This window comes from Natronococcus roseus, from assembly GCF_043677095.1.
GTDB classification, from domain to species: Archaea; Halobacteriota; Halobacteria; order Halobacteriales; family Natrialbaceae; genus Natronococcus; species Natronococcus roseus.
Map to the genome: position 1 here is coordinate 14,240 of NZ_JBHLJR010000002.1, position 22,808 is coordinate 37,047.

Genomic DNA, 22,808 nt, shown 5'->3' on the forward strand with positions numbered 1-22,808 from the left:
GTCGCCGGCCCAACGTTGATTCCCGTCGGGATGGAACGCGAGGCCGTGTACGATCGCGTACTGCTGGCTACCGACGGGAGCGACAACGCCGAACTGGCTGCTCAACGGGCGATCGGGATGGCAGACTGCCACGACGCCGCGTTGCACGTCCTCTACGTCGCGGAGAAGACGACGGAGGACCCAGCGCAAAAGGGCGTCGAGGAGAAGATCGCCGAGGAACTGAACAGAGGAACTGACGTCGTCGAGGACGTCGAGGCGCGAGCTACAGAGAACGGAATCGAGGTCGAGACGATCGTCGAACCCGGCGTGCCGCGGACGATGATCGAGAACTACGCCGCCGACCGCGAGATCGGACTGGTCGTTCTCGGCTCGACGGGTGCCTCCGGCGTGACGGAGAAGCTGGTCGGCACGGTGGCGAAGTACGTCGTCAACGAGGCCCCCGCCGACGTCTTCGTCGTGCGTCCGGACTCGCGACTCGAGTAGGTAGCTCGGCTTCCGATCGGAGTTCGGAGGGCGTGGCGGCGACCGCTACCGATCGAGCGGGTCGTCGTCGTCCTCGGGTTCGTCGATATCGACGTTGATCGGATCTGTGTCCTCGCGTCCGCGCTCGCGGCGGCCGGCGCTGTCCCCGCCGACGGAGATCTTCGTCCGGAGGTCCGACGCGAACGACTGGACCTGATCGACCAGCGTACTCACTTCCTCCTCGAACTCCTCGACGGATCGCTCGACGTAGTGGACCCGCTGTGCGGGGATCCGCCGAACGATGTCACGACCGTCCTCGTCCTCGTCCGTCTTGATGATCCAGTGGTCCTGGAAGTAGGCGACGTGTTCGTTCGGGACCGTCTTTCTGACGGTTCCCTCGTCGGGTTCGTCGTAGACGATCGTTGCCTCACCGACGTCGCGCTCGAGTTCGAGATCCTCGTCAACCATGCGTGACCTTGCGGGCCGATAGGGGGTAGTCGCTATGCTTGCAGGCCGCTGGTCGCGGAGCCGATACGGACACTCGCTCGAGCGCGGGCCCGCCGACCCCACACGGCCGGTCACTCCATGTAGCCCAGCCCCTTCAGTCGGTCCTCGACGTCTGAGAAGTCCTCCTCGACCTCGCCGCCTTCGGTTCCCGAGACGGCGACTCGCTCGACCTTCGTCCGCGAGGGGGTCGCGCGCTCGTCGAAGGCGTCGAACAGCACGCGACCGTCGGTGTTCTCCGGAATCGGTTCGCCGATCCCGTGGAGCAGGGTCGGCGCGACGTCGACGACGCGGGCGCCCCGGAGCGTCGCGCCGGCGTCGATCGAGGGGCCGCGACAGAGCATGATCCCCGTGCTCCGGTGGCTGGCGGCGTACGTGCCGGTCTCGCCGAACAGCTCGTTAGTGATCGTGTTCCGCGAGTCGTAGCCGTCCCGGCCGTTGACGACCAGATCCGGCGATCGGTCGTCGGTCGGGAACAGCTCGTCGCCGTCGAAGACCTCGAGCACTCGAGTCCCGTCGGCCTCGGTGACGGACTCGAAGACCTCGACGAGTTTTTCTTTGACCTTCGGGATCTCGCGCGGCTCGACGACGCCGTGCTCGAACCGTTCGGTGTCGTTGACGTAGCAGGTGCCTGCGCCGTGAACGAACGCGACGGTTCGATCGTAGTCGACGTCGTAGAGGGCGTGGTCGCCGGGGATCTGTTCTGCGACCGAGTCGACCAGTCGGCGCGGGAGCGCCGAGACGAGCAGCTCCTCGGAGATGCCGACCCGATCGAGCGTGTTCGTGATCGTGTCCCGGGAGATCCCTAGGCTCGCGAGCGCGCCGCGGGTCCCCTCGTCCTCCCGTTTGAACAGGTATCCCTCGCGCTCGAGGACGTGATTGACGTAGACGAGTCGGTGGATCGGCCCGAAGCCGTGGTCGGAGACGACGTAGAGGTCGGCGTCGTGGTCGTCGGCGTACTCGATTACCTCGCCGAGGATCTCGTCGAGTCGCTTGTAGTGTTCGAGCAACGGCTCCATCTCCCAGACGAGGTGCTGGAACCGGTCTGGTGCGGTGTAGACGAAGAAAAACAGCTGCCAGTCGTCGCCGGCCTCGTCCATCTGCAGACGCATCAGCTCTCGTCGTTTCGAGAGCATCTCGTCGACCGCGTCGGGAAACTCGTCGAGGCGGTCGGCGTACTCGGGGTAGTCGAGGCTGATCTGATACTCCGGCACGCGTCGCTCGAGTCTCGACTGGAACTCGGGCGGGTGGGTGAACTCGCGTTCGGTCGACGGCGTCATCATCCCCGCGACCATCGTGCCGTCGATCTCGCTGGCGGGGTAGGTCATCGGGACGTTGCCGACGTGGGCCGGCGAGAGCTGCTCCCAGAGTGCCGGCTGACGGCGATCGTGACTCGTGTACATCCGCTGGGAGTACTCCGAAGAAAGCTTCTGGAAGCCGTAGATGCCGTGTTTGTCCGGCCAGACGCCGGTCGCGATCGAGGGCCACGCCAGCGGCGTCGTCGGTGGCCGGGTGCTCTCGAGGACCCCGGAGGCGCCCTCCGTTCGCATCCGGGCGAAGTTCGGGAGCTCCCCGGCGTCGGTCCATCGTTCGATCAGCCTCCACGGTACGCCGTCGAGTCCGAGGACGAACGCTCGCTCGGACGGGGTTGAAGATCCGCTCATGATTGGTATCGAGACGTCGGGAACGTCTACTGTCCTGGAGGTGACCCGACGACCGCTTTGTTATAGATCGGCTTCAAGCGGGGACGAGATCGACCGACGGACGATTGTCACATCCTACCGGCGGGCGGTTCGCCGGCGAGGCGCCCTCCGTTCGGTATCGGACGCCGGTACCGACCGGTTACCGTCCGCAGCGGGCGGCCGGGCGGTCGGAACGGCGCCCATAACAAAACGACGCAGGCGCTATCGGCATCCCCATGAACGATCCCCAACGGTGGTGGACGCTGTGGGCAGCGTCGTAATCTCGCTCGACGCCGAGCTCGGGTGGGGGTTTCACGATCTCGACTCCCCGCCGAGCGCTCGAGTCGAGGCCGGCCGACGCGGCTGGGTGGCTCTGCTCGAGCTGTGTGCCGAGTACGACGTTCCCGCGACGTGGGCCGTCGTCGGCCACCTCATGCTCGAGGGCTGCGACGGGCGACACGCCGACCATCCCGCGCCGGAGGGATGGTTCGCCCGCGAGCGCGGGGAGTGGGCCGACCGCGAGGACCTGCGGTTCTGTCCGGATCTGGTTCGCGCGATCCTCGACTCCGACGTCGACCACGAGTTCGCCAGTCACTCGTACTCCCACGTGCTGTTCGGCCGGCCCGAAACCGACCGCGAACTCGCCGCGGCCGAGCTCGAGCGCAGCCTCGAGCTGGCCGAGGAGTGGAACCAAACCGTCGACTCGTTTATCTACCCGCGAAACGACGTCGGCCACCGCGACGTGCTCGCCGAGTACGGCGTCGGCGCCTACCGCGGTCGGTCGCCGACCCACGACGGGGTCCGCGGCCTCTTCGACTCGACGCTGCGGGATCGGTCGATGATCGTCGAGCCGCTCGTCGACGAGTACGGCCTGGTGAACGTCCCGGCGTCGCTGTTCCTGTTCGGGTTCGAGGGACCCGCGCGGACGGTCGCCGAATCGGTCTGGAGCGATCCGATGGTCGTGCTGGCTCGCCGCGGCATCGACGAGGCCGTCGCCGCCGACGGCGTCTTTCACATGTGGCTCCACCCGAACAACCTCACTCGCGGGCGCGACGACGAACGGATGCGAGCGATCCTCTCCTATCTCGACGAGCGACGTTCCGAGACCGAACTCACCGTCGAGACGATGGCGGACGTCGCCCGCCGAACGAACACGGTCGACGGGATCGACGGGACCGCAAGCGGCATCGATAGCCGGGCGACGGCGAGACAGCCCTGAGTTCGGCCTCGCCGACCGATCCACCACCGTCTAGGCCGCGTATTCGTTCGGAAGGGGCGATCTACTCGGCGTTCGACGGCGGTACGACGGCGATAACAAAGCCCGCAGCCACCACGTTCTCGAGCGAATGCTCTCACAGTTTCGCGGCCGGTCGACCGACTCGAAGCCGCTCTCGATCGGCGTTCTCGGAGTCGGGAACATCGGCATGGTGCATCTGAAATCGGCGCTGGCGATGCCCGGCGTCGAGGTCCTCGCGGCCGCCGACGCGGTTCCGGAGAACCGCGATCGGGCCGAACAGGCCGGCGTCGAGCGAACGTACGACGACTACGCGGCGCTGCTCGCGACGGAGGAGATCGACGCCGCGATCGTCGCGCTCCCGCCGTTTCTCCACGCCGAGGCCGTCGAACGGGCCGCCGAGTACGGGATCGACGTCTTCGTCGAGAAGCCGCTGGCTCGCTCGACGGAGGAAGCCGACAGGATGCTCGAGACCGCCCAGCGGGCGGGGATCGCCGTCGGCGTCGACCACACGCTCCGGTACCAGCCCGACATGGTCGGCGTCAAGTCGGCCTACGAGGAGGGCGGCGTCGGCCACGTTCCCTACGCCTCGATCATCCGGCTCAACGACGGCCCGCTCGGGCGTCCGCCCGCCGACGCCGCACCGCCGTCCTGGCCGCTGGACCCGAACGCGGTCGGCGGCGGCTCCCTGCTCGAGCTCGGGGTGCACTGCTTCGACGTGCTCGAGTGGCTGTTCGGCGAGCTCGAGGTCCGTGACGCGACGATGGGCCGAACCCTCGAGATCCCCGTCGAGGACGCCGCGACGGTTCTCCTGCGGGCGCCCGAGACGGAAACCACGATCACGTTACACTGTGGCTCCTACCAGTGGGAGGAGCTGCCCGAGGTGAACACGCGGCTCCGGCTCGAGGGAATTACGGGAACGATCACCAACCGGGACCACCTCCCGGAACACTTCTACGCGGATGCCGCCCGGGCGGCCCTCGAGAACGTCGCAAGCCGCGTCGGCGGCGAGCGGACCGTCTTCGGCCCGACGTTCTACCTGCGGGCCCACTACGACGCGCTGGCCGACTTTTGCGAAGCGATCCGAGCGAACGAGGAGCCCCCGGTCAACGGGCTCGACGGCCGGCGATCGCTCGCGCTGGCCGAGGCCGCCTACGACCTGGCCGCCGAGACCGCCGCGACGGAGATCGAGGCCCCGGAGGTGCGGCCGTGAGCGCCGTTCGTCTGGCCGCGGTCGACGAGGACGGTCGGGGCGGCTGGCGACCGAACGTCGACGCGCGAACGGCCCGCCTCGAGCCGACCGTGGAGTCGGTCCTCGAGCCCCACCGGGAGCGACTCGCGGGCGCCAATCGGGTGGCGCTCGCGCCCGACGCTCACTACCCGTTCCACCCCTCGACGGGCGTCGTGACCGATCTCGCGGTCGTCAGCGCGGTCGCCGCCTGGCTCGAGCGGGAACTCGAGACCGATCTCGTCGTCGTCGGGCGCAGCGACGACCGGATCGCGTTCGATCGAACGGCGTCGTACCTCGGCTACGACCGACTGGCCGAGCGCTTCGACGCCGCACTCGTCGACCTCGCTGACGTGCCGACGCGAAACGAGTACCGGGCCGTCGACGGACGGTCGGTCGCGCTCTCGGTGCCGAAGCCGCTGCTCGAGTCGCCCGTGATCGTCGTTCCGTCGCTGCGGCCGACCGAAGAGGGAACGGCTGCGGGCGCGGTTCGAACGCTCGGCCGGCTCGTCACCTCCGGAGCCGACTCGAGCCGGGCTGCGGTCGCCGCGACCCGAACGATCGATCCCGACCTCGCCGTGCTCGACGGAACGGTCGCCTACGGCGACGACCCCGTCGCGACGAACGTGTTGCTCTCGGGATCGGCGCCCGCCGTCGACGCCGCGGCGACGTCCCTGTTCGGTAGACGGGTCGACGCGGACGCCGCGCTCTCCCCGCTGCTCTCGGACGCGGAGCGACCCGTCGCCGTCGAGAACCCGGACGACGTCGATCTCTCGACGATCAGGGAGCGCCTGGCGGGCGGTCGGCTGCCACCCTCGGACGGCACCCATCCTGCCGTATCGAGCGCCTACCGGCTCTACGCGGCCGCGAGCGGGGACGCCGTCCCGCCGCAGCTCGAGGGGCGATGAGCGCGAAGACGGCTGCGGTCACGGGCGCGACGGGGTTCCTGGGAACCCACCTCTGTGACCACCTTCGTTCGGAGGGGTGGGACGTGCGGGGACTCAGTCGACCCGGATCGGATCGAGGCGTCGCGGGCGTCGACTGGTACGTCGGCGACCTCTTCGAGCAGGGAACCCTCGAGGCGCTGGTCGACGGGAGCGACGCTGTCTTCCACCTCGCAGGCGCCAGCCTCTGGAGCGCTGACTCCGAGACTGTCCACCGGGTCAACCGGGAGGGGACCGCGAACCTCCTTGATGCCTGCGCGGCGACCGGCGCCGGGCGCGTGGTGTTTACGAGCACGTCGGGTACCCGTCGACCGAACGGAACCGACCCCGTCGCCGACGAGGACGACGTCGCCGAGCCGATCGGCGCCTACCAGGCCTCGAAGGCCCGGGCCGAGCGCCTCGTCGACCGCTACGCCGAGAACTCCGGCGACGCGGTGACGGCCCATCCGACTTCGATCTTCGGTCCCGGCGACCGGAACTTCACCGCCCAGCTGCTCGCGATGGGGCTCGAGCGAACGATGCCGGCTTACCTTCCGGGTGGGCTCAGCATCGTCGGCGTCGACGACGTCGTCGCGGGGCTGGTCGCCGCGGCCGAGCGCGGCGAGTCCGGCGAACACTACATCCTCGGCGGCGAGAACCTCACCTACGACCGCGCGGTCTCACGGATCGCCGCCCACCTCGAGGGATCGCCGGCCCGCATCCCCGTTCCGGCGACCGCGATCCGCGCCGCGGGTCCGGTCGCCGAACTCGTCGACGCCGCCACCGGTCGCCGCGTGTTTCCCTTCGATCGGCGGATGGCGCGCCTCGCGACCCAGCGGCTGTTCTACACCTCCCGGAAGGCCCACGAGGAGCTGGGGTACACGTATCGCCCGCTCGAGGCCCACCTGCCGGAGACGATGACCTGGTACCGCGAGGAGATCCAGTAGCCGGATTCGGTCCCGGGCCATCCCGCGAGGTCGAGCCGAACGACCGGAGCTAGCTGTTGTTCTGTTACTAACAACATATCATAAAGACATATACTGTTCGATCACTGAATTGATACTGCCAGGAGCCCCCTGCTGCGCTCCGGCCCTCCCCCTCGTTTTTCGGATGGGACGTGATCCGGCCTCGCTCCCGCCAACAGTCACCCGCTGCGGCGAGTCTGGTCGGGTCGCTACCGCTTTACGGGAACTTTCGGGACTCGAGTCGGTACCCGTTTCTCGGTCGCGCGCTCGTAGACCGCGAGCATTCGCTCCGCAGTTCGCTCGATGCTCACCTCGCGGGCTGCCTCCCGTCCGTTCGAACGCTCGCCACGTTCGAGGACGCCGACCAGTCCCTCCACCAGTTCACGGTCGGATCGCGCGACGACCGAGGGCTCGACCCCGGCCAGTCGCTCGGGAACGTCCCCGACCGGGAGCGAGACCACGGGGACGTTACAGGCCAGCGCCTCCTTCACGGAGTTGGGCGACCCCTCGCTGTCGGACGTCAGTAGCAGGGCGTCGGCGGCGTTGAAGTACGTCGCGACGGCGTCGTGGTCGACGCCCGAGATCGTCTGCAGGCGCACGGGTCGGTCGACCTGCCCCGAGACGTCGTCGACGACCCGCTTCGCCCGCGGGTAGTTTTTCACCGTGCGTGCGGGCGGATAGGGAAAGAGGACGTGGTACTCGTCGTCCGCCCAGCCGACGGTATCTCGCGCGCGCGAGCGGGGTTCGGGCCGGAACCGCTCGAGGTCGACGCCGTCGGGGATCACCGTACAGTCCCGGCCGAGCGCGGCACCCATCTCGGCGGACATGACGACGACCTCCGTACACAGCGGCGCACAGAGCTTGCTCACGGGTGCGGTCGGGCCGTGGACGTCCGAACCCCACAGCGAGAGCACGACCGGGAGCCGCAGCTGGGCCAGCGCAGCGGGCGCGGTCAGCCCGTAGTGGGCGTGAACCAGGTCGTACTCCGGGCCCGCCTCCCGGAGCACCCGCGGGACCGTCCGAACGTAGTCGAGCGGGCTCCGGGCGGTGTCGGCGCTCACCTCGCCGGCGACCGACATCGTCGTCACGGAGACGCCCCGCGCCTCGAGGGCGTCCACCTGCTGGGTCAGAAACGGCGCGTCGGCGTTGGCCGTCACGGCGAGGACGTTCATCGGCCGAGGCGACCGCCCCGCGACGGTTTGTTATGGACGGAGAAACTCGGTCGCCGACGGCCGTTACGGGAAGCATACGACCGACGGAACGGGCTCGACGCTCGAGCGCGCTATCGAAGGCCGTCCGTCGCTCGGGCCTCGAGCTGGACCCGCCTCGAGTCGGCGGACGGCCATCCGAGCGCGGGTAGCCCGGCGATTACAAAGGGCCGACGACGGGTACGGGGAGGCGATGCGGATTCTGGTCTTCGCGAACACGCCCGCCCACGTCCACCTGTACCGCCACGCCGTCGACAGGCTCGAGCGAGCCGGCCACGACGTCCTCGTGTTGACCCGCGAGTACGCCTGTACGACCGATCTGCTCGACTTTTTCGGAATGCCGTACCGCGTGTACGGTGGCCACGGCACCGACGCCTACTCCCGGCTGCGGTTCGCCCGCGAGCTGGGCGGCCAGCTCGGAACGATCGTCCGCGAGTCGGTGCGGTTTCGCCCCGACGTCGTCTTCGGTCGCGGACCCTACGCGGCCCTTGCGGGGACGGTCACGCGGACGCCGACGGTGCTCGTTCTCGACGACGAGCCGGGCGACTTCAACCACACCGTCTCCAGACCGTTCGCCGACTGCATCCTCTCACCGGCGGTCACGCGCCGGGATCTGGGCGACGACCACTACACGTTCGAGGGGTTCAAGGAGTGCGCCTATCTCCACCCCGACGTGTTCGAACCCGACGGACGGATCCGCGAGTACCTCGGCGTCGCCGACGACGAGCCGTACGTCCTCCTGCGGTTCAACGCCCTCGACGCCCTCCACGACGCCGACCTCGAGGGCTTTACGCCGGAGCAGCGACGGGACCTGATCGACCGTCTGAGCGAGCACGCGACGGTCTTCGTCTCCGACGAGGGCGGGCGGATGGAGCTTCGGGACACCCCCGCCCGGCCGTACGACCTCCACCCCGCCTTGATCCACGACGCGATGGCCGAGGCCTCGCTGCTGGTCGCCGATACCGGGACGATGGCCACCGAGGCCGCCCTGCTCGGCACTCCCGCGTTCCGCTACCAGGGGAACGACGAGCACGAGTACGGCGAGTTCCAGGAACTCGAGCGCGCCGGCCTCGCCGAGCAGTTCGAGTCCTACGGCCCGCTGCGCGAGCGCTCGCTCGAGATCCTCGCCGACGAGGACGCCCCCGCCCGGTGGCGGCGACGCCGGCAGGCCTACGTGGGGGAGCTGGTGAACCTGACCGATCTGCTGGTCGACGTCGCGACCGCCCGGGGCTCGCTCGAGGGACTCAGTCCGCCGGCCAAGCGGGCGATTCGGCCTCGATCGCAGTCGCTGTAGCCATCCGGTGGTGCTCATCGACTTCGGAACGGCGACCCGCGAGCGGAACCGAATCGACGGCCATGCGCGGCGTCGCCCGATCGCGGCTGGCGCCGAACCAGCCGTCCGCGGACCTGCGAGGTGAACAGTACAACTCCCGTTACCTTCGCTTCGCGGATTCCCGCGGTAACGAGACGCGATGCGTCTCGTTCGCACACCAGAACGCGGAGCGTTCTGGGGACGTCTTTAGGCGCGGGAGGATGTCAATGTGCTTCGACGTACTCCCACGCGTCGCCGAGATTTTCCGCGTCGAAAAACTCGATATCCGTCTCCGTCGCTCGGTCGCTGAGCTCCGTTCCCCACTCGAGGACGCCGTCGTCGCCGACGACCGCGTAACACTCCACCTCATCCCCGCGTCGAAGGTAGAAGCCGAGATCCTCCTCGTACGCGTCGAACTCGGCGTACGGGTCGGAAACACTCGAGAGATCTATCAGTAGCTTCGCCGAACCGTGCTCGTCGATCGCCGCTTCGACGTCGGCCAGGATCTCCTCGTACTCCTCCTCGCTCAGTGTGTCAGTGACTTCGTAGCCGATACTGTTGCCCTCGCTCCGTGGAAGCTTCTCGATCACGGTTTTCCCGTGTCTCTTTCCGTAAAGAGCGGTGCTGCCTGCAGTTCCAGTGCGATCGCCGAGCGGATCGGGCGGACGCCTCGAACGGAGTGAGTCGGTTTCTCGGTAGCCGGACTTCTCGGTGATGGCGTTCCAGACGGAGCGCGCAGGTAGGGCACGAATCCCTTCGCCCGTCGCGTGAGCACTGCGTAACGGACGAATCGCTACCTCGAGTTCGAGCGGGGGCAAACGAACGAACTGGCGGTAGACCGCGGGAACCGATGTCGAAAACGGCTGCCGAGGGGATGCTCTCGAACCCACTATATAAAGGACCCCTCAAATAACGGAAGCGCACTCACGCCCGTTCGGCTCCTTCCTTCAAATACAAGAGGTCAACCGATCATGTCTACTACTACTCGAAACAGACTCGAAAGCCGGTATGCGGGAATCACGCTCGAAGGACGCCCCCACGCGCTCAGCGCGTGGTTCATCGTCGCCCTGCGGTTCGTGATGGGCGGGATGATCCTGTTCGCCGGCCTCGGCAAGTTCGCGTTCGTCAGTGGCGAGGCGTTCGACGCCAGCGGCTTCCTGGTCCACGGCGTCGACCCCGCCAGCCCCGTCAGCGGCCTCTACGCCGCGATGGCGGGCAACGCGATGTTGCTCGAGGTCATCAACGTCGTCGTCCCGATTACGCAGGTACTGATCGGCGTGGCACTCATCGCGGGCGCGTTCGTCCGGCTGGCCGCCCTGGGGGGTGCCATCCAGATGAGCATGTTCTACCTCGGCGGCTGGGAGGGCGCCTGGCTCGCGCTGTTCGACTCGACGCTGATCTACGCCGTCGTCTTCCTGGCGCTGGCGACCTTCGGCGCCGGACGGATCCTCGGACTGGACCGCTACATCGAACGGATCGAAGTCGGCGGGCAGACGCTCGTCGAGCGCTTCCCGAAGCTTCGATACGTGCTGAGCTAACTCCGGCGCTTTTTACCCGAAACCAGAAGAACACCCGCGAATTCAGCTGAAGCAACTCGATTACTGCCGATTATCCCTGTTGAAACTCTTCGCCGATGACAGATTATCGGAGTCGCGCCGAATACACAGCGCGAAGGTCGCATGAAGTCCGGCCGGATTTGCGAAGGTGTAATCGGTCAGTATTGGCAATCTACATAGCATCGGGCTCAGAGGTAACAAGACGAACAGAGGGCCAAATAGATAACCATCCTACATTTAATGTAGCAGCATCAAAAAAAACGATGGTATGGGTTGGCACAAGTTCACGGCACTGACGACCGAAAATGCACCTCTGTCGTTTGATAAGATCGATCAAAGGCAGTTCTTTGGGGTCGTTGCTATTGTCCTCGGTGCCTGTCAAGTTGCGCTGACTTTCACTCTAGACGGGTCTCAGTTGCTAATCGTGGGGAGTGGAGGGTGGTTGCTTATTGGAATCGGCTCGAGTCAAATCCGCGGAAGAAGAGCGTCCGAAAGCGAGTGGAACAAAGATGGAAAGCTAGGGCGTGTGGCGATAGTGGCGTTAACAGGACTGGCGATATGGGTTGCTGCTAGGACAGCCCATTTGCGCGTTTTGGGATAGGGATCCAAAATATTCTACTGGTCGTTCCATTCGCACTCTATGCGTAACAATTCGCCCGACCTGGAGTCGAGAACGGCGTCGTACTCGTCCGTCGACTCCCGCTAGTCGACCGATCGAGGCGGCGTCTCCTCGACCCGATCCGACGGTTCACCGTCCGAGACGTCCTCGGCTGGTCGGTCGTACGGGCTCACCTCGAGCGGGGCGTTCTCCTCGCGGTCGAGCCAGATGGCGATCCCGAGCGCCACCGTGCCGACCAGTCCGGCGACGAAGGAGGCGACCGCGCCCGTGAAGCTCTCGGCGCCGCGGACCGCTCGAGCGAACGAAGCGACCAGTCCGGCGAGCCCGCCGGCCAGCCCGGTCGCGCCGGTCCCGTAGAAGACGACCGCAGGGTGGAAGCTCCGGACGACGTAGCGCGTCTTGAGCCGCCAGAGGAAACTCCGGAGCAACAACAAGGAGACGAACCGGACGAACGACGAGTAGCCGATGCTCGACTCCTCGTCGCCGTAGACGGCCGTCATGGGGACGTCCGCGACTCGAAACTCCGCGACGTTGAGATGGGTCAGGAGGTGGTTGAGGAAGCCGTACTCGTCGGTGATCGACTCGAGGTCGAGCGTCTCGATCGCCTCCCGGGAGATGGCGGTGTACCCGTTCTGGGGGTCCGACAGCGTCCAGTAGCCGGTTGCGAACTTCGAGAGCCCGGTGAGGGCGGCGTTGCCGACGAATCGGAACGTCGACATCGAGGCGCGGTCGCCGGGCGTCAACAGTCGGTTGCCCTTCGCGTAGTCGGCCTCGCCGTCGACGACGGGGTCGAGGATCCGATCGAGGATCGCGGGGTCCATCTGGGCGTCGCCGTTCATCACGGCGACGACGTCGATCCCGTCAGCAGCGGCCCGCTCGTAGCCGGTCTTGACCGCGCCGCCGTACCCCCTGTTTTCCTCGTGGCGGATCGGGACTACCCGCCGGCCGTCGCCCCCGTCCGCGATCGCCCGCGCCGGCTCGGTCGACTCGTTGATCCGCTCTGCGGTCCGCCGGATGACGGCCCAGGAGTCGTCCGGCGAGGCGTCGTCGACGGCGTAGATCCGATCGACGTACTCGGGTACCGTCTCGATGACCCGTCCGACGAACGCCGCCTCGTCGTAGGCGGTGACGACCACGCCGATCGAGCGTCCCTTATACATCGGCCCCACCGTCCGTCCGTCGCGGCTCGAGCGGCGCCGATCGGCCGTCGCTCGAGTCGTCGCCGTCTCCGATCGGGGCCGACCCGTCGTGGGAACCCGCGAACGTGTAGTGGCTGTGAGCCGTTGCCGAAAGGTCGAGGACGTCTCGGCCGTCGACGACGACCATCGGCTCGAGGTCAGGCCAGGGAATCGCCTCGAACTCCTCGTGGGCCGTGACGAGGATCGCGCCGTCGAAGGATTCGTCGGGCAGGTCCTCGAGGGTGACCGGCCGGGCGCCGTACTCGGCGGGGTCGACCAGCGGATCGATACCGGCGACGTCGGCCCCCGCGTCGCGGAGCGCGTCGACGACGCCCAGCGCGGGCGAGGCGCGGGTCTCCTCGACGCCGGCCCGGTAGGTGATCCCGAGGACGAGCACCGAGGCGCCGGCGAGGTCGGTGCCGGCGTCGGTCGCCGCGAGTCGATCGGCGAGGCGATCGACCATCACCGACGGCATCGCGTCGTTGAGCTCGCGGGCGGTTCGCATCACCGGCATCGGCTCCTCGAACCGCGAGAGCAGGAAGTGGGGGTAGTAGGGGATGCAGTGGCCCCCGACGCCGGGACCGGGCTCGTGGAGCTGACAGACCGACAGCCCGTTGGCGGTGTCGATCGCCTCCCGCACCGAGATCCCGAGCTCGTCCGCGAGCCGGCCCAGCTCGTTGGCGAGCGCGATGTTGACGTCCCGGTAGACGCCCTCGAACACCTTCACGGCCTCCGCGGTCGTCGCGTCCGACACCGCGTGGACCTCGTTGCTCGTGAGCTCGCCGTAGATCAGCTCGGCCGCGCGGGTGCTCGCGTCGTCGACGCCGCCGACGACCTTCGGGTACTCGCCGCGGATGTCCCGCAGCGCCGATCCCGAGGCCGTCCGCTCGGGACAGAACGCGAGCCCGAACTCGCCGCGCTCGAGCCCGCTCTCCTGGATCAGGTGCGGGAGCAGGACGTCCCGACAGGATCCCGGCGGCAGCGTCGACTCGGCGACGACCAGGTCGCCGGGCTCGAGCCCCGCGGCGACGTCTTCGAGCACCGATTCGACGGTCGTCAGATCGGGCGAGTCGTCCTCGGCGAGCAGCGTCGGAACGATGATCACGTGGATCCTGGCGTCCGCGGCTGCCGCGGCGCCGTCGGTCGTCGCCACGAGCCGACCGCGTTCGACCTGGTCGGCGACGAGGTCGTCGAGCCCCGGTTCGCCGACGACGTGGCTCTCGCCGTCGTCGAGGGCCTCGACGACGGTCGGATCGACGTCGACGCCGGTGACGTTGCCCGTCGTCTCGGCGTAGACGCCCGCGAGGGGCAGTCCCATCTTGCCGAGCCCGTAGACGGTGACGGGGATCTCGCCGGTGGTCAGCCGCTCCCGAAGCTCGCGCTCCGGGAGCTCCGAGCCGTAGATCGCCGGAACAGGGGTACTCATCGGGCGTTCACCTCCCGTTCGCGCCGTCGTGCTCCGAGCCGCGAATCGATCTCCTGGACCGTCTCGAGGGCCGCGATCCCGTCCTCGGCGGTCACTTTGGGCTCGGATCCGGTACGGACGGCCTCGACGAACGACTCGAGCTCGCACCGCAGCGGTTCGCTCGTCGCGATTCGCGGGCGTTCGACCACGCTCTCGTGGCGGTAGCGGTTCTGGCCGTCGTCGGTGAGGTACTCGGGGTAGGAGTCCCGATGGATCAGCACGGACTGCTCGAGGTAGTCGACCTCGACGAGACACTCGCGGGCGGTAACGGTGAGTTTCCGAACCTTCTTTTGGGTCACCCGGCTCGCGGTCAGCGTCGCGACGATATCGCCGTACTCCATCGTCGCCGTCGCGTACCGGCCGTCGGCCGCCCCGATCGCCGAAATCGACGTCGGCTCCCGGTCGAGGAGGGCGCCGACGACGTCGACGTCGTGGATCATCAGGTCGAAGACGACGTCGCCGGGCGCGTCGCGGTTGATCGGCGGACCGAGCCGTTCGGCCTCGATCCCGATGATGTCGAGGTCGTCAAGGATATCCTCGAGCATCCCCACCGCGGGGTTGAACCGTTCGATGTGGCCGACCTGCAGGACCCGTCCGGAGTTCCGTGCCTGCTCGGCGAGGGCCCGCCCCTTCGCGACCGAGCCCGCGATCGGTTTCTCGACCAGCACGTCGACGCCGGCTTCGAAACACCGCGAGACGACCTCGGCGTGTGCGTGGGTCGGCACGGCGACGGTGACGGCGTCGACCCGTTCGAGCAGCTCCTCGAGTGAGGTGGCGTCGGTTCCGTGCTCGGTGGCGACCCGCCGGGCGACCTCGCGGTCCCGGTCGGCGACGCCGACGAGGTCGACGGTTCGGAGCTCGCTGTACACCCGCGCGTGGTTCTCGCCCATCGAGCCGGCGCCGACGACGCCGGCTCTGAGGATAGATTGGTCGGTCATTGCGTATCGTAGTGGTCCCACACCGCCTCGACGACGGTTCGACGGTCGTCGGCCGAGAGCGACGGGTGAACGGGGACGGAGAGCACCTCGTCGGCGGCCCGTTCGGCCTCGGGGAACGTCGCCGCGGCCGTGCTGACCGACTCGTAGGCCGGCTGGCGGTGGATCGGCCGGTCGTAGTAGATTCCGGTGTCGATGCTTCGGTCCGCGAGCGACTCGGCAAGCGCGTCTCGGTCGGTCGTCCGAACCGTGTACTGGTGGTAAACGTGCTGATACCGCGGCGGCTCGGTCGGGGTCTCGAGGGGGAGTTCGGCGAACGCCTCATCGTAGGCGGCGGCGTGCTCCCGGCGAGCCCGATTGAACGACGGCAGCCGCTCGAGCTGGACGCGACCGATCGCGGCCGCGACGCCCGTCAGCCGGAAGTTGTGGCCGAGCTCGAGGTGATCGTAGCCACCGGTACCGGTCTCGCCCCGGCCGTGGTTGACGTACCGCGCCGCTCGCTCGGCGACGTCCTCGCGGTCGGTCGTGATCATCCCGCCCTCGGCCGTGGTCATGTTTTTCGTCGGGTAGAACGAGAAGCAGGCGGCGTCGCCCAGCGTGCCGACCCGGTCCCCCCCATATTTCGCGCCGTGAGCCTGGCAGGCGTCCTCGAGGACGAACAGGTCGTGATCATCGGCGAGGTCTACAAGGGCGGGCATCGGCGCCGGCAGTCCGTAGAGATGAACCGGTAGCAGGCCGACGACGTCCTCCCTGTCTCGCAGGACTCGTTCGACGGCCTCCGGATCCAGCGCGTACGTCTCGGGGTCGATGTCGGCGAACACCGGCGTCCCGCCCGCGAGCCGGATCGCGTTCGCGCTCGCGACGAAAGAAAACGGCGAGGTGACGACGGCGTCGCCGTCCTCGAGCCCCAGCGCCTCGAGGGCGGTTACCAGCGCCGTCGTCCCGTTCGAGGTCGCGACGGCCCGGTCGGCCCCGCAGAAGGTGGCGAACTCGCGCTCGAAGGCCCGAACCTCGGGACCGTCTGCGAGCGCGCCGCTCTCGAGAACCTCCCGGACGCGGTCGATCGCGTCCGGACCGAGTTCGGGATCGGCGATGGGAATCCCGTCGTCGCTCGGCTCGTCGGTTACGTGCTCGATACTCGTCTCGGCGTCGATCTCGGGATTGGTTTCTGTGTCGGTCATTCGAGCTGGTTCGGTCCCTCGAGGGCGGCGGGAAGCGGTTTCGTTCGCGCCGGTGCGCCCACGGCGAGGCTGTCGGCGGGGACGTCCTCGACCACGACGGCGCCGGCCGCGACGAACGCGTTCTCGCCGACGGTTACGCCCGGCAGGATCGTCGCGTTCGCGCCGACGGAGGCGCCGTCCTCGAGGGTCGGCCCCTCGAGGTCGACCTCGGTCCGGACGGGGTACTCGTCGTTGGTCATGACGGCGCCGGGGCCGACGAAGACGTTGTCGCCGATCGTCGTCTCGGTCGGCACGTAGACGTTCGTCTGGAGGCTGACGTGCGAGCCGATCGTCGTCTCGCCGTCGACGACGGTCTTCGTGCCGACGAGCACGTCGTCGCCGATCGTGGTCTCCTCGCGGATCAGGACGTCGTGGCCGGTCGTGAACCCGTCACCGATGGTAACGTTTCCGTAGACGATCGAACCGGCCCTGATCGTCGCGTCGGCGCCGATCCTGGTCGGCTCGTCGAACTCGCCGTGGTCGATCGTCGCGTCGTCGGCGATCGTACAGCCGTCGCCGGAGACGAACCGCGTCACGGTGACCAGCCTCCACGCGGGAACGCGGTTCGGAGCCGTCCCTGCACTCGTCGGTCGTATCTGGATGCACTCATAGATGCTCGATACCCGGATGGGTGATCGTCCGGACACAGCCGGTAGCGAGGCTTTGTTATCCCCGGCTTGACGGTCGCGTAGTCCCGTACTACGTCGCCCCTCGAGGGACGAAACGGGCCGATACCCTCGAGGACTCGACCGATCGCTGCTGCCGACCGCGAGGTCGATCGGCCGGAATCGTCGCTACCGACGTCAGTCACGGCTTCTGATCGGTATATAGCGGTTTCGACCGGGTAGCCGCGAGATAGTAAAGGGTCGCTCCGTCTCACTCGGTGGTGTGAGCTATCCGATCAGACCCGATCTCCGGGCACGGGAGACGGGACCGCGAGGGAACCTATGACCGACCGAGAGTTCAGCCAGGCCGAACTGTTCGACGTGTTCAGCAACGCGCGCAGGCGCCAGGCGGTCAGGTATCTGAAACGGCAGGGCGGAACCTGCGATCTCGCGCCGCTGGTCGAACAGGTCGCCGCCTGGGAGAACGAGATCGGCACCGACGACGTGACGCGAACGCAGCGCCGTCGCGTCTACATCTCGCTGTACCAGACCCACCTGCCGATGCTCGAGGATCACGGGATCGTCGACTGGGATCCGGATACGCACACGATCGATCTCCTCCCCAGCAGCGAGGTGTTCGAACCCTACCTCGATCGACGGCTCGGCTACCAGCGACCCTGGCACCGGATCTACGCGGGGGTAACGGCACTCGGCGTCGTCGCGCTGGTGCTCACCTGGCTGTCCGCCGGGCCCGCGACGGCGACGCTGGCTCCGGCGGTCGCGATCGCGCTCTGTCTCGTCGTGCTGTCCGTGTCGATCGTTCACCGCGCCTCGAGGCAGCCGGAATCGAGGCTGTCGTTCGGTGTTGCGGGCCGGTAACCCTTCTAGAACCCTTCCGAGACCTCGAGACGCCCCACGGGCTGGTCGCCCGACCCCTCGTCGCGGCGGACGGCTCGAGACGCGACGGATCGAACCGTCTCCGTGGATAGCGCGTCTGCGCTCGCCGGGACGTCAGTCGTTGTGTTCGCGCGATCGCGGCCGCTGTGATCGTCGAGCCGCGTTCGTGCTCCCGGCGGTTCCGGGCCGATTCGGGACGGCTCCGACGGCGAGTGCGGGTTCGGTCCTCGTGTCAAAATAACGGTGTGGCGGCCGGTACGAACGCGGTCGTCGGTTCCGTCAGTCCGCCGGTTCCGGCTCCTCCGGCTCCGGCTCCTCCGCGACGGTTACCCAGAAGTAGGTCTCCTCGAGCGCGTCCTCGTTGGTCGCTCCGATCGGCGGGTCGCCCTCGAACAGCAGGACGCTGATCCGAACCGTCTCACCGGGTTCGGCCGTCGGCGTGACCGGATACGTCCCGTCGTCGGTCTCGCCACCCCGGACTGCGGTCTCGATCTGCTCGTGGTCCGTGCTGTCGACGACCTCGCCGCCCTCGATCATCTGCTCCTGGACGACGACCGTGTACTCCCGGGGTTCGTCGCCGCCGTTCTCGACCTCGATGGTCACCGGCACCGACTCGCCCGGCGCGACCTCGTCGGGGAACTCCCCGGCGACGAGGTCGCCGTCCTCGGTCTCCGAGTACAGCGCCAGCTGGTCGTAGCCGCCGGCCGAAGCCGGAAAGAGGAAGGCGGCGACGAGCAGCCCGACGGCGAGAACGACCGCGATCCCGAGCACGACCGACGACGCCGTCACGCCGCGGCCGTCGGCGCCGACCAGTCGCTCGCGGATCGTTCGGATCGAGACGGTAAACCGGACGGCAGCGGGCGTCCGAAGCCGACGGACGACGCCGAGCTGCGCCAACCCGATCGTGACGACCGCGAGCCCGCCGGCGACCGACGCCGCCTCGAGCTCCCAGCCGGCGAACGGGAGCGCGATCACGGTCATCGGCCCGAGGGCCAGCGAGAGCGCGACGGCGAGCCCGAGGCGCTCGACGGTGTCGATCCCGCGCGGCCGACGGTCGGTCGGGGTCGTCGCCGTCTGCCGGGCGGCCCGTTCTCCCGCCGGAAACAGCACCGAGACGAGCGCGTATCCGGGCAGGAACAGCGCGAGCGGAAACGTCACCAGCAGCCGCGGTGCGGTCTCCGGATCGAAGCTCGTGACGGCGAGATACGAGAGCGCCGCCGCCAGCGAGACCAGCGCGAGATCGAGGGGGTACCACCGGAGGAGTCCGAACCGGGTTTCCGTGCTCGTCGGATGACTCACGCGTCGGTCACCACGGCTGATCGGTCGGTCGGCGACTCGAGGGCGGAGGCTCGTACCATAGATCGTTGAGCCAGTCCTCGCTCGCGGGCTTTGTTATGTCCGTACTACCGAATATCGCGGCCGATCGCGGTCACACGGTCCGGAACGCGGCTCTCGGCTTCGGCCGTCAGCGTTCGTAGAATCGAACTACAGGTCGACGTACTGTCGTTCCCACTCGCGGCGTTCGCTGATCTGCTCGTGGCCCTCGTCGGTGATCGCGTAGTAGTTGGTGCGCCTGTCGAGCTCACCCTTCTCGACGAGTTCCTTGGTGACGAGCGTATCGAGGTTCGGGTACAGTCGGCCGTGATTGATCTCGGAGCTGTAGTACTGTTCGACCTCGTCTTTGACCGTCTGCCCGGACGGACGATCGGCACCTGCGATCACGTACAGCAGGTCGCGCTGAAACCCGGTTAGATCGTGCATTGCTCAATCACAGTGACCGTTCCACTGAGTAGATATTTGTTATCCGTATCATACAGCCGTGCTAGCAGTTCGTTCCCGTCCGACGACCTCAATTAAAATTAGTCTGTAGACGACGATCGTTCGTTCTGGGACGTTACTTGCGCTCTCGAACAGTCCCGCTCGGAGTCCGGTGCCGGTATCACTCGGATTTCGACAGGGAGACATCGATCCCGCTCGAGTCGATTCGGACCGACAGGCCCTCTATCGTCGCCTCGTACGCCGTCGTGTGCGAGCCGTTCTCCTCGAATCGCACACACTCCTCCAGCAGGTCGCTCTCGAGGAGGTTGTTGATGCGCCGGTAGACGGTCGCCGAGGAGCTGTCGGTCCGCCCGGTGAGCTCCTTTGCCGTCTTCGGACTGTCGCTGGTCGCGACGAGAATCGTCCGTGCACAGTCGTCGCCGAGCACGTTGAGCTGCACCGACGGGTTCGAGTTCGATTCCGCTCGTGTATTGGTCGCTTGCGTTGACATAGTCGTGATCACCCATCTTCGTTGGGGCCGGTATTCGTCGCCGAACCGTCCGTCCCCGGCCGGTAGAGCCGCGGCGCGTCGCGATCCGCGGTCGCGTCGCCGCGTTCCAACACGTAAATCGGTAAGCGACAGTGGTATTTGAGAACGGTGGACCTTACACTCAGTTTCAAAATCGCCTGCGGGAGAAACTGTTGATTTCGGTTGGGAAACGAATACTTTCGGCCGGTCTCAACATGAGAGATCAGGATAGCCTCCGACGAACGAACGAGAACGCGACTGAATTCATCTTGAGATCGGAACGAAGCGATATCAGAAATCGGCCTTCAGACGGGCTTTATCGTCCGAAATGAGCCATAAACGACGGGTTTCCGGAGGTGTCGGACCGGCTCGGGGGTGAACGGTCTGTGTCCTTTATTCACGTTTGCTCCCCTGAATCCGATGAGACCGGATGGCTCGACGGCCGAACTCGTCCGTCCCCCATCCGCGTACACCCACAACCTATGAAACGAACACAACACGGCTGGAAACCGATGGAATCGTCGTCGGCAGGCGCCCGCTGTCGAAACTGTGGGACACACGTCACCCAGCAGTTCGCTCGAGTCTTCGGAGATAACGGTGACGTCGTCCACGGCTGTCCGGCCTGCACGACGTATCGGGAGATGCAATCGGGCGGACACCTACCCAGATAACAGCCCGACCCGTTCTCGCCGTGTTAGTTTCCTGTTCGGATCGATGGAAGACAATCCTTCCGAACGGCCCGGTTGGGAATTAATACCGCAGGTTGAAGTCGGTGGTCGGTGAAACCCACGCGTATGTCAGTGGGTGGTGGACCGGTCGGTAACCGTACGTCTTCGAACGCTCTTTGATCAATGTCCGTCCAGACGAACCGAACCGACTCACTCGAGGAAAGCGAGGTTTTTCACATCCTGGGCAACGACCGGCGGCGAGCGATCGTCCAGCTACTCGCCGAGGAAGCCGGACAGGTCGACGTCTCCGAGGTCGCGACCGAGATCGCGTCGACCGAATCGGAGTCGCCGTCGGTTCCGAACAACCTCTACAAGAGCGTCTACGTCTCCCTCCAGCAGACGCACCTCCCCCAGCTCCAGGAGGATTTGGTCATCGAGTACGATTCCGACGCGAAGACGATCCGCTCCGGACCGAACTTCGACGATGTCCTTACGTACGTCGACGACGAACCGACCGATCGCTCGTCGACCCTCCGTCTCCACCTGGCGCTCTGTCTGGTCGGCCTGCTCCTGATCGCGGTGGCCGGCCTCGACGGAACCATCGGCTCGAGTCTGGATCCCGTGCTCTCGAGCGTGCTCGTTCTGCTGATCGTCGCCGCGAGCAGCCTTTACCAGCTGCTCGGCTAGCGGTTCGGTTGCGACCTATCGGAGAATCGGGTTATTCGTTTCTGGCTCGTTCCGGCGACTTCGAGGCCGTCGGCTCGTGGCCCGGGAGACAGACCAGGTTCTCCCGGCCGAGTCGGAGCTTCGTTACCTCCTCTTCGTCCTCGAGTTCGGCCAGCAGTCGGCTCACTTTCGCTTTCGACCAGTCGACCGACTCGACGATCCTCGACTGTTTCATCCGGCCGCCGTTCTCCCTGATGAGTTCGCAGACCCGCTCCCGGTCCGTGACGAACTCGTCGTTTCGCTGCGGATCCGACTCCGTACCGAGTCCCGACGTCGCCGCGAGCTGATTTCGGACGACGAGCGCGCCGCCGAGCATCATCAGTGCGACGAGCCCGGCGACGGCCGCGAGATGCGGATCCCAGACGAGTCCCGGAGCCGACACAACGCCGAGGGTGGCCCCCTCGCTGGTCGACGGAACGAGCGCGGTAATGACGGGTTCGGAGAGCGCGTGGATCATGGTGGCTGGAGAGATCGGTCCGTGTTACTGCGATCCGCGGAACGACCGTCTTACGCTGAACCGTCGACAGCACCCCACAAAGTATTTTTTATAAATCATGTATTGTTACTCCCAGCGAGGTATTTCACGTTTTCGCTATTCTCAGACGACCTAATCCCAGTGTAGGGTCGAACCCTTCTATAAAAGAAGGTGACATTTCCGACCCAGCTACGTTCCGGGGACGCCGGCAGCCTCGAACCCGGTTACGCCGATAACGGCGAGGACGTAGAGAACGACGAGCACCGACAGCCAGGCGATAACCGTGATGACGATCGCCTCGATCCATCCCCCGGGGTAGCGAGCGTTGATCACCGCAAGGTAGGCGACGAACACGAGGAGGGGGCCCAGAAGCGGGATCCAGCCGAAGAAGAAGCCGACGACCGCCCACACGATCGCGCCGATAAGCGCGGTGATCAGGGCGTAGGTGTAGTCCTCGGTGTCGACGACGAGCTTCGCGCCGACGAAGATGCCGAACGCGCCGATCAGGAGGCTGACAACGAAAACGACGAGGGTGTCGATCATGTTCCGACCTACCCTCGCCGAGCCGTTAGTTATCTCTCACCTACGCGAACCTGATCCGACGTTGAACCGATCTCCTCGCCCGGTTTCGGACCGTTCGGCGCGCAGGCGGACCAATC

24 protein-coding genes are annotated in these 22,808 nt (G+C 66.8%); 10 read left to right on the forward strand and 14 right to left on the reverse strand.

Going from position 1 to position 22,808, the window contains the following annotated elements; translation table 11 throughout:
- Positions 1–45 precede the first annotated feature (45 nt).
- Positions 46–483, forward strand: a complete 438-nt coding sequence (locus ACFEMD_RS04750; protein ID WP_394739789.1) for a universal stress protein — start codon at positions 46–48, stop codon at positions 481–483.
- Between the two features lie 45 nt (positions 484–528).
- On the opposite strand, the gene ACFEMD_RS04755 is transcribed toward ACFEMD_RS04750, so the two are convergent.
- Positions 529–930, reverse strand: a complete 402-nt coding sequence (locus ACFEMD_RS04755; RefSeq protein ID WP_394739790.1) for a hypothetical protein — start codon at positions 928–930, stop codon at positions 529–531.
- Between the two features lie 110 nt (positions 931–1,040).
- The gene (locus tag ACFEMD_RS04760; RefSeq protein WP_394739791.1) at positions 1,041–2,630 is read right to left on the reverse strand and encodes an alkaline phosphatase family protein; all 1,590 of its coding nucleotides are present in this window, start codon (positions 2,628–2,630) and stop codon (positions 1,041–1,043) included.
- Positions 2,631–2,913: 283 nt separating this feature from the next.
- Here ACFEMD_RS04760 and ACFEMD_RS04765 point away from each other — a divergent pair, with 283 nt between their 5' ends.
- The 4 genes from ACFEMD_RS04765 (at position 2,914) to ACFEMD_RS04780 (ending at position 6,980) form a co-directional block, all read left to right on the forward strand.
- A complete protein-coding gene (locus ACFEMD_RS04765) occupies positions 2,914–3,867 on the forward strand; it encodes a polysaccharide deacetylase family protein (RefSeq protein ID WP_394739792.1) in 954 nt (317 codons plus the stop codon).
- A 127-nt stretch (positions 3,868–3,994) separates the two neighbouring features.
- Complete coding sequence (locus ACFEMD_RS04770; protein WP_394739793.1) at positions 3,995–5,095, forward strand: Gfo/Idh/MocA family protein; 1,101 nt, start codon at positions 3,995–3,997, stop codon at positions 5,093–5,095.
- Positions 5,092–6,018 (forward strand): DUF362 domain-containing protein, encoded by a 927-nt coding sequence (locus ACFEMD_RS04775; RefSeq protein WP_394739794.1) that lies wholly within the window; start codon positions 5,092–5,094, stop codon positions 6,016–6,018. The genes ACFEMD_RS04770 and ACFEMD_RS04775 overlap by 4 nt, the downstream gene beginning before the upstream one ends.
- The gene (locus tag ACFEMD_RS04780) at positions 6,015–6,980 is read left to right on the forward strand and encodes an NAD-dependent epimerase/dehydratase family protein (RefSeq protein WP_394739795.1); all 966 of its coding nucleotides are present in this window, start codon (positions 6,015–6,017) and stop codon (positions 6,978–6,980) included. The genes ACFEMD_RS04775 and ACFEMD_RS04780 overlap by 4 nt, the downstream gene beginning before the upstream one ends.
- A gap of 227 nt (positions 6,981–7,207) precedes the next feature.
- Here ACFEMD_RS04780 and ACFEMD_RS04785 read toward each other — a convergent pair whose 3' ends face one another.
- Entirely contained in the window at positions 7,208–8,170 is a 963-nt protein-coding gene (locus ACFEMD_RS04785; RefSeq protein WP_394739796.1) for a glycosyltransferase, read from the reverse strand.
- A 229-nt stretch (positions 8,171–8,399) separates the two neighbouring features.
- Between ACFEMD_RS04785 and ACFEMD_RS04790 the strand changes: the two genes are divergently transcribed.
- Positions 8,400–9,500 carry a DUF354 domain-containing protein gene (locus tag ACFEMD_RS04790; protein WP_394739799.1) on the forward strand — a complete coding sequence of 367 codons (1,101 nt, stop codon included), beginning with the start codon at positions 8,400–8,402 and terminating at the stop codon, positions 9,498–9,500.
- Between the two features lie 242 nt (positions 9,501–9,742).
- Here ACFEMD_RS04790 and ACFEMD_RS04795 read toward each other — a convergent pair whose 3' ends face one another.
- The gene (locus ACFEMD_RS04795; RefSeq protein ID WP_394739800.1) at positions 9,743–10,108 is read right to left on the reverse strand and encodes a SpoIIAA family protein; all 366 of its coding nucleotides are present in this window, start codon (positions 10,106–10,108) and stop codon (positions 9,743–9,745) included.
- Between the two features lie 381 nt (positions 10,109–10,489).
- Between ACFEMD_RS04795 and ACFEMD_RS04800 the strand changes: the two genes are divergently transcribed.
- Positions 10,490–11,056 (forward strand): DoxX family protein, encoded by a 567-nt coding sequence (locus ACFEMD_RS04800; RefSeq protein WP_394739801.1) that lies wholly within the window; start codon positions 10,490–10,492, stop codon positions 11,054–11,056.
- Between the two features lie 720 nt (positions 11,057–11,776).
- On the opposite strand, the gene ACFEMD_RS04805 is transcribed toward ACFEMD_RS04800, so the two are convergent.
- The 5 genes from ACFEMD_RS04805 to ACFEMD_RS04825 are packed head-to-tail and all read right to left on the reverse strand — an operon-like array spanning position 11,777 to position 17,027.
- Positions 11,777–12,853, reverse strand: coding sequence for a glycosyltransferase family 2 protein (locus ACFEMD_RS04805; RefSeq protein WP_394739803.1), 1,077 nt, complete (start codon positions 12,851–12,853; stop codon positions 11,777–11,779).
- Complete coding sequence (locus tag ACFEMD_RS04810; protein WP_394739805.1) at positions 12,846–14,297, reverse strand: nucleotide sugar dehydrogenase; 1,452 nt, start codon at positions 14,295–14,297, stop codon at positions 12,846–12,848. The genes ACFEMD_RS04805 and ACFEMD_RS04810 overlap by 8 nt, the downstream gene beginning before the upstream one ends.
- A complete protein-coding gene (locus ACFEMD_RS04815) occupies positions 14,294–15,274 on the reverse strand; it encodes a Gfo/Idh/MocA family oxidoreductase (protein ID WP_394739806.1) in 981 nt (326 codons plus the stop codon). The genes ACFEMD_RS04810 and ACFEMD_RS04815 overlap by 4 nt, the downstream gene beginning before the upstream one ends.
- Positions 15,271–16,452, reverse strand: a complete 1,182-nt coding sequence (locus ACFEMD_RS04820; protein WP_394739807.1) for a DegT/DnrJ/EryC1/StrS family aminotransferase — start codon at positions 16,450–16,452, stop codon at positions 15,271–15,273. The genes ACFEMD_RS04815 and ACFEMD_RS04820 overlap by 4 nt, the downstream gene beginning before the upstream one ends.
- The gene (locus ACFEMD_RS04825; protein WP_394739808.1) at positions 16,449–17,027 is read right to left on the reverse strand and encodes a DapH/DapD/GlmU-related protein; all 579 of its coding nucleotides are present in this window, start codon (positions 17,025–17,027) and stop codon (positions 16,449–16,451) included. Before ACFEMD_RS04825 ends, ACFEMD_RS04820 begins: the two co-directional genes overlap by 4 nt.
- A 411-nt stretch (positions 17,028–17,438) precedes the next feature.
- Between ACFEMD_RS04825 and ACFEMD_RS04830 the strand changes: the two genes are divergently transcribed.
- Positions 17,439–17,975: a DUF7344 domain-containing protein gene (locus tag ACFEMD_RS04830; protein ID WP_394739809.1), complete on the forward strand. Its 537-nt coding sequence runs from the start codon at positions 17,439–17,441 to the stop codon at positions 17,973–17,975.
- 297 nt (positions 17,976–18,272) lie between these two features.
- Here the strand turns inward: ACFEMD_RS04830 and ACFEMD_RS04835 are convergent, their stop codons facing one another.
- The 3 genes from ACFEMD_RS04835 to ACFEMD_RS04845 form a co-directional block, all read right to left on the reverse strand.
- A complete protein-coding gene (locus tag ACFEMD_RS04835; RefSeq protein ID WP_394739810.1) occupies positions 18,273–19,292 on the reverse strand; it encodes a DUF1616 domain-containing protein in 1,020 nt (339 codons plus the stop codon).
- 186 nt (positions 19,293–19,478) lie between these two features.
- On the reverse strand, positions 19,479–19,754 hold the full coding sequence (locus ACFEMD_RS04840; RefSeq protein WP_005559069.1) for a PadR family transcriptional regulator: 276 nt from the start codon (positions 19,752–19,754) through the stop codon (positions 19,479–19,481).
- A gap of 178 nt (positions 19,755–19,932) precedes the next feature.
- Entirely contained in the window at positions 19,933–20,262 is a 330-nt protein-coding gene (locus tag ACFEMD_RS04845; RefSeq protein WP_394739811.1) for a helix-turn-helix domain-containing protein, read from the reverse strand.
- 530 nt (positions 20,263–20,792) lie between these two features.
- Here ACFEMD_RS04845 and ACFEMD_RS22040 point away from each other — a divergent pair.
- Positions 20,793–20,951: a DUF7563 family protein gene (locus ACFEMD_RS22040; protein ID WP_008425347.1), complete on the forward strand. Its 159-nt coding sequence runs from the start codon at positions 20,793–20,795 to the stop codon at positions 20,949–20,951.
- 180 nt (positions 20,952–21,131) lie between these two features.
- Complete coding sequence (locus ACFEMD_RS04850) at positions 21,132–21,635, forward strand: DUF7344 domain-containing protein (RefSeq protein WP_394739812.1); 504 nt, start codon at positions 21,132–21,134, stop codon at positions 21,633–21,635.
- A gap of 31 nt (positions 21,636–21,666) precedes the next feature.
- On the opposite strand, the gene ACFEMD_RS04855 is transcribed toward ACFEMD_RS04850, so the two are convergent.
- Positions 21,667–22,131 carry a helix-turn-helix transcriptional regulator gene (locus tag ACFEMD_RS04855; RefSeq protein WP_394739813.1) on the reverse strand — a complete coding sequence of 155 codons (465 nt, stop codon included), beginning with the start codon at positions 22,129–22,131 and terminating at the stop codon, positions 21,667–21,669.
- A 207-nt stretch (positions 22,132–22,338) separates the two neighbouring features.
- A complete protein-coding gene (locus ACFEMD_RS04860) occupies positions 22,339–22,692 on the reverse strand; it encodes a hypothetical protein (RefSeq protein ID WP_394739815.1) in 354 nt (117 codons plus the stop codon).
- Between the last annotated feature and the right edge of the window lie 116 nt (positions 22,693–22,808).